Raw genomic sequence first — 13,129 nt, forward strand, 5'->3', positions numbered from 1 at the left:
GTCTGTTAGACAGCTGTTTTTATTTAGTTCTTCGCTTTAATCTTTCCGCCCCACTTTTTAAAGCCGCCTTTTAAGTTGTAAATCTCAGTGCAGCCGTTTTTGCGCAGGGTTTGTGCCGCGCGTCCGCTACGGACACTGTTTTGGCAGTACAGGTAGACAGGCTTGTCCGGACGGATTTCGTTTTTTCTCTGTTTCAGCTGGGAAAGCGGAATGTTGCGTGCACCTAAAATGTGTCCGCCCTCAAACTCGTTCGGTTCACGAACATCAATGAGCTGTGCTTTTCGGTAACCCGCGCGGAATTCTTCTTCCGTAAGTGTTTTCATAATTCGCTGCTGATACACATATGAAGCAATCATATAGACGAGAAACGCAGCAAAAATAATTAAAACGATCATATTAGACAATGTGATTCTACTCCTTTAGCATATAAAATCAAAACCTTGCTTCTTAAAACAAGGCCATAGAGCCGTTTTCGACAAATACTATTATAGTAAAGCACGGCGTGATTGTCATCCATAATGGAACGAAAATATTTTTCATTTTCCCGGCAGTTTGATAAACTGATTCTATTAAAACGGTAAGGAAGGTCTCAAAATGGAAAAAGAAACTTGGCGGTTTATAGACTCAGGCAACGCAAGTCCGGCATTCAATATGGCGCTTGATGAAGCGCTTTTATATTGGCATAGCGAAAAGAAAATTCCTCCGGTTATCCGTTTTTACGGCTGGAATCCGGCGACACTTTCTGTAGGGTATTTTCAAAATATTAAAAAGGAAATCAATTTTGAAGCAGTACATAAGTATAATCTCGGATTTGTCAGACGCCCGACCGGCGGAAGAGGTGTGCTGCATGATCAGGAATTGACATACAGCGTGATTGTTTCAGAAGAGCATCCCGAAATGCCGGCGACTGTTACTGAGGCATACCGGGTCATTTCAGAAGGCATACTCCAAGGCTTTAGAAATCTCGGCCTGGACGCTTACTTTGCCATCCCGAGAACTGAAAAAGAAAAAGAAAGCTTAAAAAATCCGCGGTCATCTGTTTGTTTTGACGCGCCTTCGTGGTATGAGCTGGTGGTCGAGGGACGCAAGGTAGCAGGTAGCGCGCAAACGAGACAAAAAGGCGTGATTCTCCAGCACGGCTCCATTCTGCTTGATTTGGATGAGGATAAGCTGTTCGATCTGTTCTTGTATCCGAGTGAAAGAGTCAGAGAACGCATGCAGCGCAATTTCAAAAATAAAGCGGTTGCCATTAATGAACTCACTGAAAAGCGGGTAACGATGGATGAGGCCCGTAAAGCATTTAAAGAAGGGTTTGAAACAGGACTTAACATTCTGTTGGAGCCGTACGAGCTATCTGGGGAGGAACTTGATTTTGTTCATCATTTGGCAGAAACAAAATACGCCTCAGATGAATGGAATTATAAGCGGTAAACAGGGCTTTTGGCCTGCCGGGCATCCTTGTTTTTTCAAGTTCATTAGTGTAAACTTGTAATGGTTTATAAAGTTAAGGTGCTTTTTGGGAGGGTTTCGATGACAACACCAAGTATGGAAGATTATATTGAACAGATTTATATACTGATTGAAGAAAAAGGATATGCACGGGTTTCTGATATCGCAGAAGCATTGGCAGTCCATCCCTCCTCTGTAACAAAAATGGTTCAAAAACTAGATAAAGACGAATATTTAATTTATGAAAAATATCGCGGTCTCGTGTTAACGTCTAAAGGGAAAAAAATAGGCAAACGGCTGGTATACAGACATGAATTGCTTGAGCAGTTTTTAAGAATCATTGGTGTTGATGAAGAGAAAATATATAACGATGTCGAAGGAATCGAACATCATTTAAGCTGGAACAGCATTGATCGCATCGGAGATCTTGTGCAATATTTTGAAGAAGATGATGCTCGTAAAAAAGATCTGAAATCAATCCAAAAGAAAACAGAACATCATAATCAGTAAAAAGACGGTCTCAAAGGAGGCCGTCTTTTTTGATGCGTGCGCCGCATGTCATTCGTTGGTCTATTTCTTCGCGTATTTTCTTAAAATGATAGTACACGATCGGATGGAGGGGGAGGGAATGAGATGTATATTGACGGCGTGTTTTCCGGCGGCGGAGTAAAAGGCATTGCGCTCGCAGGCGCTTATGAAGCGCTTGAGGAAAAAGGATTTCGCTTTAAAAGGATTGCGGGTACAAGCGCGGGCGCCATTATCGCCGCTTTCATTGCGTCAGGTTACACCAGTAAGGAAATCCGCGCTTTGATTGAAGAAGTGGAAGGAGAGAAATTGCTGGACCAGAGATACTCATGTCTCCCCTTAAAAATGCTCCAGTGGGTGTCCATCTACTGGCGTCTCGGCTTATACAAAGGCGACACGATGGAAAAGTGGATTGCTGATCTGTTAAGAGCGAAAGGCATAAGGGTTTTTGGTGATTTGCCAAAAGGGTCCCTGCGCCTTATCGCTTCTGATTTGACAAACGGCACCATGATTGTTTTGCCGGACGATTTAGTCCGTTACGGGTTAAATCCTGATATGTTCCCGGTTGCCAGAGCGGTCAGAATGAGCTGCAGCATTCCGTATTTCTTCGAACCGATCAAGTTAAAAACGGCAACAGGCACCGCTACGGTTGTTGACGGAGGCGTGTTAAGCAATTTTCCAATCTGGCTGTTTTCAAAGGAAAGAAAGCGGCCTGTAATCGGTGTAACGCTTGCGCCGCGGGAAAGAGAGCGCCCGAAAAAAAATATCCGCAACGCTTTCGAGCTGTTTGGCGCCCTGTTTGAAACGATGAAGGATGCACATGACGCAAGGCATATTGCGTCACGCTATGAACAAAACATCATTTTTCTCCCTGTTGATGACGTAATGGCGACGGAATTTCATTTAACACAACAAAAAAAGCTAGCCCTGATTGAGCTAGGTAAAAGACGGACAGAGCTATTTTTAAAACAGTGGACCTATTAAAAAAGCGCTCTGTTTTTCTTTTTATTCTTTTTCCCTTCTATAACAGTCAGCTGAGTCTGGCTTTTCTTCTTGAGAATCATCGGTTTAGGCTTGCTGGCGCTCGGAACGCTTCGCAGGTGGCTGACACGCCCCTTATGTCCGGCACGGTGCTTTGCTTTTTGTTCTTTCATTCGGCGCCGCGATTGTTTCGCCGCTTTTTTGAAGGCTGCCCCTTCGCTGCCCGCATTTCGATTCATTACATATTTCATAATAAAATAAATAATGATGCCTGCCACGATGACGGTTACCGCCATTTTTGCCAATTCTCCGGGATTGGTTACCAGCACATAGAGGAACCCGAACGCTCCCAGCGCAATCAATACAGCAATAATAGGTTGTACACGATGATTCATAACTGTCCACCTCCGAAAGTAATAGCAGGGCAACGGATACTAGATGACGTTGTGAGAAGGCTTCTGATTTTGCTCAGATATGTCTTCCAGTCTGAGAAGCTCGTTAAAGCTTTCGATGGCAACTTCAACCTGGTCATCCTTAGGTTCTTTTGTTGTTAACAGCTGAAGCCAGAGACCGGGGTAGCCAAGAAATTTCAGTCCGGGAATATCACGAACTTTGTTTGTCAGCTGCAGAACTTCAAATGATATGCCGAGTACGACCGGTATCAGTGCAACACGATCTATAACACGCAGCCAAAGCGGATCTGTCGGAACAAGCAAATAGACAAACATGCCGACAATAATCGTAAATAAGATAAAGCTTGATCCGCAGCGGTAATGAAGCCGGGATTGGTTTTGAACATTCCCCACTGTAATTGGCAAATTCTGTTCATAACAGTTTATGACTTTATGTTCGGCTCCATGATATTGAAACACTCTTTTAATGAGCGGTGTCATGGACAGAAAGTAAATGTAGCCGAGCAGCAAAATCAACTTAAACAGGCTTTCAACCGCGATTTGCGCTGTGTCTGATGAAAAAATCGGCCTTGTCAGTTCAGCTAAGAAAACGGGAACCAATGTAAATACGAATTTACTGAACAAAAATGATAAGACGCCGATTACCGCAAGGCTGAGATACATAGACAGCCCGGAGGATTTTTTTTCTTCCTGCTCAAGTGTCCCGTCCTCAGATGGATCGAGTCCGTAGCGTTCGCTTGAAAAATTCAAATGCTTTGTGCCGTTTGCGCTCGCTTCAATAATGGCCGCGATCCCCCGTAAAAACGGTATCTTTTTCACGATGTTCAGTTTCGGATTGTGTTTGCGGGAAAGCTTAAAGAAGTCAATGCTTCCATCCGTTCTTCTAATAGCCGTAACGTAATGATGCTTTCCGCCAAACATAACGCCTTCCACAACTGCCTGCCCGCCGTAAGCGGGCGGAATTTTATGTTTTGACATATTATCAACCTGCCTATTTCTTTAGGATTGCTAACCATTTCCTTTCACTCTATTGTACAGGAAACAGTGCTAAACCTCTAGATTGACAGGTTGAAAAATTGCCATAGCCTTGCTTTTTCTACATGCATTATACCCGTTATTTTCAAATTTTACTCACAGATGTCAAAAAGTGTGAGCTTTTTTATTGACATTTCATTTTTTGGGCACACTTTAACTGGAGGTGCCGAGATGACAAGCGAAAAAGATACAGAACAAAATGAAGAATTGAATGAGAAGCAAGGGCCGCCTGTTTCAATGGCCGGCAGGGTGGCTGCAACGGGTTTTTGCGGAGGTGTATTATGGAGTTTCATTGCTTATATCGCATATCTGTTTCATTTTTCTGAAATCAGCCCGAATATGATTTTGCAGCCGTTTGTTCTCGGAGAGTGGAAAAAACATGGACTGGGAACCATAATCAGCATTATTTTGATCGGAGTGATTTCGATTGGTGCAGCGTTTCTTTATTTTCTTCTATTGAAACGGTTAAAAACAATGTGGCCTGGTATTTTATACGGCTTGCTGCTTTGGCTGCTCGTGTTTTTTGTTTTTAATCCGATTTTTCCTAATGTGCGCGCGGTGACCGAACTGAAATCAGATACCATTATTACGACCATTTGCATCTATTTGCTTTACGGGCTGTTTGTTGGTTATTCCATTTCTTTTGAATACAACGAGCTGAATTCGGAAAAGCTGGCACGTGCGCTGGGAACGTATAGAGAATAGTGTATTATCCTTTTCCAGTATGATAAAATGTTCACGAGAAGTGAACATTTTTTACATGAGAAACCCTCGCGAAAAGGAGAGATTCATGTGCCTCATTTTTTGATTTTGAATGGACCGAATGTCAATCGGCTGGGAAAGCGTGAGCCGGAGGTATTCGGCCGCGGGACACTGACCGATATCGAAACAGATCTTTTTCATTTTGCTGAAGCCTTACATATCCAGCTTACTTTCTTCCAGTCAAACCATGAAGGCGATTTGATAGATGCGATACATGAGGCTGAGGAGCAATACGACGGGATTGTTCTGAACCCTGGCGCTCTGAGCCATTACAGCTACGCGATCAGAGATGCTGTTTCAAGCATCAGTCTTCCCGTGGTTGAGGTGCATTTATCAAACTTATACGCCAGGGAGGAATTCAGGCATCAGTCGGTCATCGCTCCGGTTGCGAAAGGGCAGATTGTCGGTCTTGGAGCTGAAGGCTACAAGCTTGCTGTTCGCTACTTATTAAGCCAGCAAGGGGGAGAATAAAGATGAAGCTAGAGAAATTAAGAAACCTGTTTGGACAGCTGGGTATTGACGGTATGCTGATTACAAGCAGCACAAATGTACGCTATATGACTGGATTCACTGGTTCGGCGGGCTTGGCTGTTATTTCAGGTGACAGGGCAGCGTTTATTACGGATTTTCGGTATACAGAGCAGGCGAAGGTTCAGGTAAAGGGCTTTGAGATCATTGAGCATGGCGGCAGCTTGATCCAGACTACGGCCGACACAATTGAAGTGTTCGGGATCAAGCGCCTCGGCTTTGAGCAGAACAGTATGACATACGGCACATACGCCTCATACAGCGCGGTTATCAGTGAGGCTGAATTAGTGCCTGTGGCTGAATCCGTAGAAAAGTTGCGCTTGATTAAGTCTAGTGAAGAGATTAAGATATTAGAGGAAGCTGCGAAGATTGCAGATGATGCCTTTAGACATATCTTGACGTTTATGAAACCCGGCATTTCTGAAATCGCTGTTGCCAATGAGCTGGAGTTTTATATGAGAAGTCAGGGGGCAGACAGCTCTTCTTTTGATATGATTGTCGCCTCAGGCCTTCGGTCAAGCCTTCCGCACGGTGTGGCCAGCGACAAACTGATTGAAAGCGGAGACCTCGTTACGCTTGATTTTGGCGCTTATTATAAAGGATATTGTTCTGATATTACCCGTACGGTCGCTGTAGGTCAGCCTAGTGATCAGTTGAAGGAGATGTATCAGGTCGTATTTGATGCTCAGGCACTCGGCGTCGCACATATCAAGCCGGGAATGACAGGAAAAGAGGCTGACGCCCTCACTAGGGATCACATTGCTGCAAAAGGCTACGGTGAGTATTTCGGCCATTCAACAGGGCACGGGCTCGGCATGGAAGTTCATGAATCGCCGGGATTGTCCGTCAGATCTTCAGCTATCCTTGAACCGGGCATGGTGGTCACAGTGGAGCCGGGCATTTACATACCAGAAACAGGCGGTGTCCGCATAGAAGATGACATCGTCATTACAGAAAACGGCAACCGGACAATCACCCATTCCCCAAAAGAACTTATTATTTTGTGATTGGAATATAGGAGGACATTAAACATGATTTCAGTTAACGATTTCCGTACAGGATTAACTATCGAAGTAGACGGCGGCATTTGGCGCGTCGTTGACTTCCAGCACGTAAAACCTGGTAAGGGCGCGGCGTTTGTCCGCTCTAAACTTCGCAACCTGCGCACTGGTGCAATTCAAGAAAAAACCTTCCGCGCTGGTGAAAAAGTAGCGAAAGCGCAAATCGAAACAAAAACAATGCAATACCTTTATGCAAACGGAGATCAGCACGTATTTATGGATACCTCTTCTTATGAGCAGCTTGAACTGGGCGCGGCTCAAATCGAAGAGGAATTAAAATACCTGCTTGAAAACATGTCTGTGCATATCATGATGTACCAAGATGAAACGCTCGGTATCGAACTTCCAAACACAGTTGAGCTGAAAGTTGTTGAAACCGAACCCGGTATTAAAGGTGATACGGCATCAGGCGGTACAAAACCTGCGAAAACGGAAACCGGCCTTGTTGTCAACGTGCCGTTCTTTGTGAACGAAGGCGACACACTTGTTGTCAATACATCAGACGGTTCTTACGTTTCAAGAGCATAGAAAGAAAAAAGAAGTCTGTTCCCAAATGGGAGCAGGCTTTTTTTTGTGCCCAAAAACAGAATCTTTCTTTTATACGAAAATGACAAGACTACTTCCGGAAGCTAGAGCATATCATATAAAAAAATGGGAGGTTGGGAGAGTGTCATGAAATTTTTGCTTGGAAACATCAATTCTACGGTTTTAACGATGGCCGGCTTGCGCGTTTTATCCTCTATGATTGAGCTGACGGCAGCGATTATCATGCTTGTGACAAACGATGTTCGGAAGGCGGTTGTGGTAAACAGCATTCTTGCTATTGTCGGTCCGCTGATATTTATCATCACCATGACTGTCGGAATCTACCAAATTGCCGGGCAGTTGTCGTATGCAAAGCTGATTCTGATTTTTACGGGTGTTGTTTTGATTTTAGCGGGTGTTCATAAATAAAGAGAGCTTGTCATAAAGTCTGCCTCACATCATACATTTTAAAGAAGCCGATCGGTAGAAAGGAGGAGGCTCTGTTGAATGAAATCGCTGAGGTTCTCCCTGAATCCATGAAAAACGCCCTTTCTGAAATACCGGAACATCAATGGCTGGAAATCGAAGAAGTCAGAATTCGCGTCAACCGCCCTGTTGAATTGACTCGAAAAGGACAACCTGTTTTTTTGTCCTATGCGGGCACGGTCGAGGATGCCCATCTGATCCTCAGCCGGCTCAGCAATTATAGTATGTATACGCTCGAGGAAGAGCTGAAGAAAGGATATGTCACGATCAGAGGCGGCCACAGAGTCGGACTGGCAGGCAGAGTCATTACGGAAAACGGAGGTGTGAAAGGCCTCCGTGACATCACATCTTTTAATATACGAATTGCCCGGCAAAAGCTGGGGATTGCGGAACCGCTGCTTCCATACTTATATCAAAACAGCTGGCGAAATACGCTGATTATCGGACCGCCGCAAACCGGTAAAACAACACTTCTCCGGGATCTTGCGAGACTCTCGAGCACCGGTAAAGACGGCATGTTGCCCGTGAAAACAGGAATCGTCGACGAAAGGTCAGAAATTGCCGGATGCCTGCGCGGCATTCCGCAGCATCAATTTGGACGGAGGGTTGACGTATTAGACGCCTGTCCGAAGGCTGAGGGGCTGATGATGATGATTCGTTCGATGAGTCCCGAGGTGATCATTGTCGATGAAATCGGGCGTATGGAAGATACAGATGCCCTTCTTGAGGCGCTCCATGCAGGTGTTTCAGTAATCGTATCGGCGCATGGCTGGAGCTTATCCGACCTGATGAAGCGGCCTTCATTGAAGCGTTTGTGGGAAGAAAGAGCCTTTGACCGCTATTTGGAATTATCGAGAGCAAAGGGGCCGGGCACAGTAAGCCGCATGTATGACAAAGATGGACATGTGCTGTCTGGGACGATGGATGTGAAGACATGCTGAAGCTGCTGGGCGCTGTATTCATTGTAGTAGCGACAACATGGACAGGTTTTGAGATGGCGAAGATTTATACGGAACGGCCGCGGCAAATCCGTCAGCTGCGTGCGGCGCTCCAATCCCTTGAGGCTGAAATCATGTATGGCCATACACCGCTGCATATTGCTTCACAGCAGATTGCCAAGCAGCTTGCACAGCCTGTTTCGGCTCTTTTTATTACGTTCAGTGATCAGCTGGACAAGGGAAGCGATTCCGCGAAAACAGCGTGGGAGCAAAGCTTAAAACAGGTGTGGAATGCCATGTCTCTGAAAAAAAACGAATACGAAGTGCTGAAGCAGTTTGGCGAGACGCTCGGTATTCATGATCGAATCTCGCAGCAAAAGCATATCAAGCTGGCGCTGACACATTTGGAAGCCTCGGAAGCGGATGCTGAACAGGCACAAGCAAAAAATGAAAAGATGATAAAAAGTTTAGGCTTTTTAGCAGGCTTGTTACTCATTCTTCTATTGATGTAAACGTGAGGGGAGCAAAAATAAAATGGGAGTAGACGTGAATGTCATATTTCAAATCGCCGGAGTGGGGATCGTAGTGGCATTTTTACACACGATTTTGGATCAAATGGGCAAAAAAGAATACGCCCAGTGGGTGACGCTGTTGGGTTTTATCTATATTTTATTTATGGTTGCCACGATTGTAGATGACCTTTTTAAAAAGATCAAAGCTGTGTTTTTATTTCAAGGATAGGGGGGCTTGCAGATTGACATTGTTCAAATTGTAGGTTTAGGGCTGATTGCCACCTTCCTTTCTTTAATTGTCAAAGAACAAAAGCCGACCTTTGCGTTTTTAATCGTCGTGTTTGCCGGCTGTGCCATTTTTCTTTATTTGGTAGACCAAATCTATGACATTATTCGAATGATAGAAAAAATCGCGATGAATGCAAATGTCAACATGGTTTATGTTGAGACGATTTTAAAAATTATCGGAATCGCCTATATTGCTGAATTCGGGGCCCAGCTCACCAAAGACGCCGGACAAGGGGCCATCGCTTCGAAAATAGAATTGGCGGGGAAAATTTTAATTCTCGTGATGGCTGTGCCGATTTTAACAGTCATTATCGAAACAATTCTCGGACTTATACCTTCTATGTCATAACCGAAAGGAGGCGGTAGATTGAAGCGTTTTCAATGGGCTTTTCTTCTGGTCGTGCTGCTCATAGCGGGACGAGCTGACATTGTACAAGCAGCCGGAGACGCCGAACAAACGGAAAACCATGCTGAAACGGCTGAGCAATTAGCGGAAAGGACAGCGGCCTCGCTTGAAACAGATAAGATCGGTGAATTTTGGAATGATATTATGACAGAGTACGGCGGACTGCTGCCGGAAAGCCAAAAAGGCAGCTTAATTGAGTTTATCAATGGCGATAAATCATTTTCACCGCAAGAATGGCTGAAAGCTCTCTTTTCTTATTTGTTCCATGAAGTGCTGGCCAATGGTAAGCTGCTGGGCACATTGATTTTGCTCACGATTTTTTGCGTCATCCTGCAGCTTCTGCAAAATGCGTTTCAACAAAGCACCGTCAGCAAGGTCGCCTACTCAATTGTGTATATGGTGCTGATTATCCTTGCGCTGAACAGTTTTCATGTGGCAATCAATTATGCAACAGAGGCCATTCAGACGATGACCAGCTTTATACTGGCGCTCATTCCGCTCCTCTTGGCGCTTTTGGCTTCCTCAGGCGGAGCTGTATCTGCTGCCTTCTTTCATCCTGTTATCCTCTTTCTGATGAATACGAGCGGTCTCTTGATTCAGAATATTGTCATGCCGTTGATTTTCTTATCAGCGATTTTAAGCATCGTCAGCACAATGACCGAGCAATATAAAGTCACGCAGCTGGCCAACCTGCTCAGAAATATCGCCATCGGAGCACTGGCCGTCTTTCTCACCATCTTTCTCGGCGTCATTTCTGTTCAAGGGGCTTCAGCTGCAGTGACAGACGGCATTACGCTCAGGACGGCTAAATTCATAACCGGAAACTTTATTCCTGTGCTTGGCCGAATGTTTACAGATGCGACAGATACAGTGATCAGCGCTTCCTTATTGCTGAAAAATACAGTAGGAATTCTCGGTGTCGCGATTTTGATCTGTATTGCGGCTTTTCCGGCAATCAAAGTGCTCTCCCTCGCTTTTATTTATAAGCTGGCAGCCGCAATTCTTCAGCCGCTTGGTGGCGGGCCCGTCATTACCTGCCTGGATGTTATCAGCAAAAGCGTGATTTATATTTTTGCCGCTCTCGCCATTGTGTCTCTCATGTTTTTTTTAAGCCTTACCGTCATAATCACAGCCGGAAACCTCACGATGATGATGAAATAAAGGAGGCTGGCAGATGAGTTTTTTAACTGAATGGCTTACCACCATCGTGTTGTTTATCCTATTTGCAATTGTGATCGACATGCTGCTGCCGAGCTCCAGCATGCAAAAGTACGCAAAAATGGTAGTCAGCCTGCTCTTGATTGTCGTCATGCTCACTCCGATTTTTAAGCTTTTCAATACAGACCCCGAAGTCATCTTTGAATACCTCACAAAAAACGGGCAGTCAGAGTCTGCCGATATAAAAAATCAAGTCAATTCAAAAAAAATAGAAATACAAGCTTCCCAGCGCGCATATATTTTAGAAGAAATGGCTGTCCAATTAAAACAGAAAGCGGAGGAGAGATTCAGTCATGATGAATACAAAGTAGGCCGCATCAAACTGATGGCGGGAGAAAAGGTAGATTCAGAAGAGGATATTAAAACAATCAGCGTGTACATGGCCCCGTCTTCTGAAAAAACAGTCCAAACGGTCGCGCCGGTCAACATTGATACAGATCACGCATACGTAACGAAAGAAGCAGCAGAACAAAAAGAAGCCAGACAAATCCAGTCACAGCTTGCGGACATTTGGGAAATCGGAAGTGAGAAAATTACGGTTCATATGGAAGGCGGGGAGAGTGTCGGCAATGAATAAAAACGGATTATGGAATGTTTTGAAAAAGCAGTTTCTCCCGGGGCAAACGAAGGACGGTGAAAAGCCGAAGCTGACCAAATATCATTACTTTCTGTTCGTTTTTGTTCTCGGAGTTTCCTTTATGCTTGTCAGCCAGCTGTTTTCTTCACCTGAGAAAACAGAAAGCGCCAAAACGATAACGGCCGTATCATCACAAGATGCCGCAGACGGCAAAGAGAAAACAGCCGAAGTGTTTAAAGCCTCTAAATCTGATAAACCTAAAGACTCGATCGATGACTATGAAAAAGAATACGAAAATCAGCTGAAGGAAATTCTTGAAACCATCATAGGTGTAGAGGATGTCTCGGTTGTCGTGAATGTTGACGCAACGTCGCTGAAAGTATACGAAAAAAACAAATCAAACAAAAATACAACCACTGAAGAAACAGACAAAGAAGGCGGAACAAGAAGTGTGACTGACCAGACATCAGAAGAGGAAATTGTCATGATCAAAAATGGCGATAAAGAAACACCCGTCGTCGTCCAAACGAAAAAGCCTGATATACGCGGTGTACTCGTTGTTGCTCAAGGAGTGGACAACGTTCAAATAAAACAAACCATTATTGAAGCGGTGACACGGGTCCTGGATGTTCCAAGCCACCGGGTTGCGGTTGCCCCTAAAAAAATAAAGGAGGATTCATAAATGCTCAAAAAACAAACCGTTTGGCTATTAACAATGCTCAGTCTTGTCGTGGTGTTAAGCGTCTACTATATCATGTCGCCGGAAAGCAAAAATACCGTGCAAATGCAAAGTGAAAAAAGCGCATCTGACTCAGGAGAGGTCGCAACTGAAAAAGCGCCTGTTAAACAAGACACGAAGGAAAAAAGCGGTACAGAAACTGAAAAAGGAAAAGAAGATGGAACAAAGGGCACGAAAGATTCATCAGCAGATAAGGAAACCTCCGCTGAAGCCAATGAAAAAGGAACTGTTGTAACAGAAACAGCCGACGATGATCTGTTTACGACATACCGCCTTGATTTAGAAGATGCCAGAAGCAAAGAAAGAGAAGAGCTGAACGCCATTGTGTCAAGCGATGACGCAACAGCAAAAGAAAAGAGCGCAGCATATGATAAAATGACGGCTCTCAGTGAAGTGGAAGGAACAGAAAAACAGCTTGAAACCCTTATTAAAACACAAGGCTACGAAGACGCGCTTGTTAATGCTGAAGGAGATAAAATCAACATTACAGTCAAATCAGACAAACACTCCAAATCGAAAGCGACAGCCATTATAGACCTTGTGGCAAAAGAAATTAAAACAATGAAAGACGTCGCTGTTACATTTGAGCCGTCTAAGTAAATAAGAGAAAAACACGCCCGCTTAAGCAGCGGGCTTTTGGCGTGACAATGATATTAGAGTTGAATTCAAAAGTCCGCTCCTGTAAG

The 13,129-nt window shown here is 44.5% G+C and carries 19 protein-coding genes; 16 read left to right on the top strand and 3 right to left on the bottom strand.

Features of this window, described 5'->3' with window-relative positions:
* Positions 1-23: 23 nt before the first annotated feature.
* Complete coding sequence (locus V756_RS0113300) at positions 24-404, bottom strand: rhodanese-like domain-containing protein (RefSeq protein ID WP_024715081.1); 381 nt, start codon at positions 402-404, stop codon at positions 24-26.
* Between the two features lie 190 nt (positions 405-594).
* Between V756_RS0113300 and lipM the strand changes: the two genes are divergently transcribed.
* The 3 genes from lipM to V756_RS0113315 all read left to right on the top strand — a co-directional run bounded on the left by lipM (position 595) and on the right by V756_RS0113315 (position 2,958).
* On the top strand, positions 595-1,431 hold the full coding sequence (lipM, locus tag V756_RS0113305) for an octanoyltransferase LipM (RefSeq protein ID WP_024715082.1): 837 nt from the start codon (positions 595-597) through the stop codon (positions 1,429-1,431).
* A 99-nt stretch (positions 1,432-1,530) separates the two neighbouring features.
* Positions 1,531-1,959 carry a transcriptional regulator MntR gene (mntR, locus tag V756_RS0113310; protein ID WP_024715083.1) on the top strand — a complete coding sequence of 143 codons (429 nt, stop codon included), beginning with the start codon at positions 1,531-1,533 and terminating at the stop codon, positions 1,957-1,959.
* A 123-nt stretch (positions 1,960-2,082) separates the two neighbouring features.
* Positions 2,083-2,958 carry a patatin-like phospholipase family protein gene (locus tag V756_RS0113315; protein WP_024715084.1) on the top strand — a complete coding sequence of 292 codons (876 nt, stop codon included), beginning with the start codon at positions 2,083-2,085 and terminating at the stop codon, positions 2,956-2,958.
* On the opposite strand, the gene V756_RS0113320 is transcribed toward V756_RS0113315, so the two are convergent.
* Both V756_RS0113320 and V756_RS0113325 read right to left on the bottom strand, forming a co-directional pair.
* On the bottom strand, positions 2,955-3,350 hold the full coding sequence (locus V756_RS0113320; RefSeq protein WP_024715085.1) for an SA1362 family protein: 396 nt from the start codon (positions 3,348-3,350) through the stop codon (positions 2,955-2,957). The two genes, V756_RS0113315 and V756_RS0113320, sit on opposite strands and share 4 nt — an antisense overlap.
* A 39-nt stretch (positions 3,351-3,389) precedes the next feature.
* Entirely contained in the window at positions 3,390-4,346 is a 957-nt protein-coding gene (locus V756_RS0113325) for a DUF1385 domain-containing protein (RefSeq protein WP_024715086.1), read from the bottom strand.
* Positions 4,347-4,574: 228 nt separating this feature from the next.
* Here V756_RS0113325 and V756_RS0113330 point away from each other — a divergent pair, with 228 nt between their 5' ends.
* The 13 genes from V756_RS0113330 (at position 4,575) to spoIIIAH (ending at position 13,043) form a co-directional block, all read left to right on the top strand.
* Positions 4,575-5,108, top strand: a complete 534-nt coding sequence (locus V756_RS0113330) for a YqhR family membrane protein (RefSeq protein WP_024715087.1) — start codon at positions 4,575-4,577, stop codon at positions 5,106-5,108.
* A gap of 87 nt (positions 5,109-5,195) precedes the next feature.
* Positions 5,196-5,636 (top strand): type II 3-dehydroquinate dehydratase, encoded by a 441-nt coding sequence (gene aroQ / locus V756_RS0113335; RefSeq protein ID WP_024715088.1) that lies wholly within the window; start codon positions 5,196-5,198, stop codon positions 5,634-5,636.
* Between the two features lie 2 nt (positions 5,637-5,638).
* Positions 5,639-6,700 carry an aminopeptidase PapA gene (gene papA, locus V756_RS0113340; RefSeq protein ID WP_024715089.1) on the top strand — a complete coding sequence of 354 codons (1,062 nt, stop codon included), beginning with the start codon at positions 5,639-5,641 and terminating at the stop codon, positions 6,698-6,700.
* Positions 6,701-6,724: 24 nt separating this feature from the next.
* Positions 6,725-7,282, top strand: a complete 558-nt coding sequence (gene efp / locus V756_RS0113345) for an elongation factor P (RefSeq protein ID WP_024715090.1) — start codon at positions 6,725-6,727, stop codon at positions 7,280-7,282.
* Between the two features lie 144 nt (positions 7,283-7,426).
* The gene (locus V756_RS0113350) at positions 7,427-7,708 is read left to right on the top strand and encodes a YqhV family protein (RefSeq protein WP_003226379.1); all 282 of its coding nucleotides are present in this window, start codon (positions 7,427-7,429) and stop codon (positions 7,706-7,708) included.
* Between the two features lie 74 nt (positions 7,709-7,782).
* Positions 7,783-8,706, top strand: a complete 924-nt coding sequence (spoIIIAA, locus tag V756_RS0113355; protein ID WP_024715091.1) for a stage III sporulation protein AA — start codon at positions 7,783-7,785, stop codon at positions 8,704-8,706.
* The gene (gene spoIIIAB, locus V756_RS0113360) at positions 8,700-9,215 is read left to right on the top strand and encodes a stage III sporulation protein SpoIIIAB (protein ID WP_024715092.1); all 516 of its coding nucleotides are present in this window, start codon (positions 8,700-8,702) and stop codon (positions 9,213-9,215) included. Before spoIIIAA ends, spoIIIAB begins: the two co-directional genes overlap by 7 nt.
* A gap of 22 nt (positions 9,216-9,237) precedes the next feature.
* Positions 9,238-9,444, top strand: coding sequence for a stage III sporulation protein AC (gene spoIIIAC, locus V756_RS0113365; protein ID WP_003153142.1), 207 nt, complete (start codon positions 9,238-9,240; stop codon positions 9,442-9,444).
* A gap of 6 nt (positions 9,445-9,450) precedes the next feature.
* Complete coding sequence (gene spoIIIAD, locus V756_RS0113370) at positions 9,451-9,852, top strand: stage III sporulation protein AD (RefSeq protein ID WP_024715093.1); 402 nt, start codon at positions 9,451-9,453, stop codon at positions 9,850-9,852.
* 18 nt (positions 9,853-9,870) lie between these two features.
* Positions 9,871-11,070, top strand: a complete 1,200-nt coding sequence (gene spoIIIAE, locus V756_RS0113375) for a stage III sporulation protein AE (protein ID WP_024715094.1) — start codon at positions 9,871-9,873, stop codon at positions 11,068-11,070.
* A 13-nt stretch (positions 11,071-11,083) separates the two neighbouring features.
* Complete coding sequence (gene spoIIIAF / locus V756_RS0113380) at positions 11,084-11,704, top strand: stage III sporulation protein AF (protein ID WP_024715095.1); 621 nt, start codon at positions 11,084-11,086, stop codon at positions 11,702-11,704.
* Complete coding sequence (spoIIIAG, locus tag V756_RS0113385; protein WP_024715096.1) at positions 11,697-12,386, top strand: stage III sporulation protein AG; 690 nt, start codon at positions 11,697-11,699, stop codon at positions 12,384-12,386. Before spoIIIAF ends, spoIIIAG begins: the two co-directional genes overlap by 8 nt.
* The gene (gene spoIIIAH / locus V756_RS0113390) at positions 12,387-13,043 is read left to right on the top strand and encodes a stage III sporulation ratchet engulfment protein SpoIIIAH (RefSeq protein ID WP_024715097.1); all 657 of its coding nucleotides are present in this window, start codon (positions 12,387-12,389) and stop codon (positions 13,041-13,043) included.
* Positions 13,044-13,129 lie beyond the last annotated feature (86 nt).

Source organism: Bacillus tequilensis KCTC 13622 (assembly GCF_000507145.1).
Taxonomy (GTDB): domain Bacteria; phylum Bacillota; class Bacilli; order Bacillales; family Bacillaceae; genus Bacillus; species Bacillus tequilensis.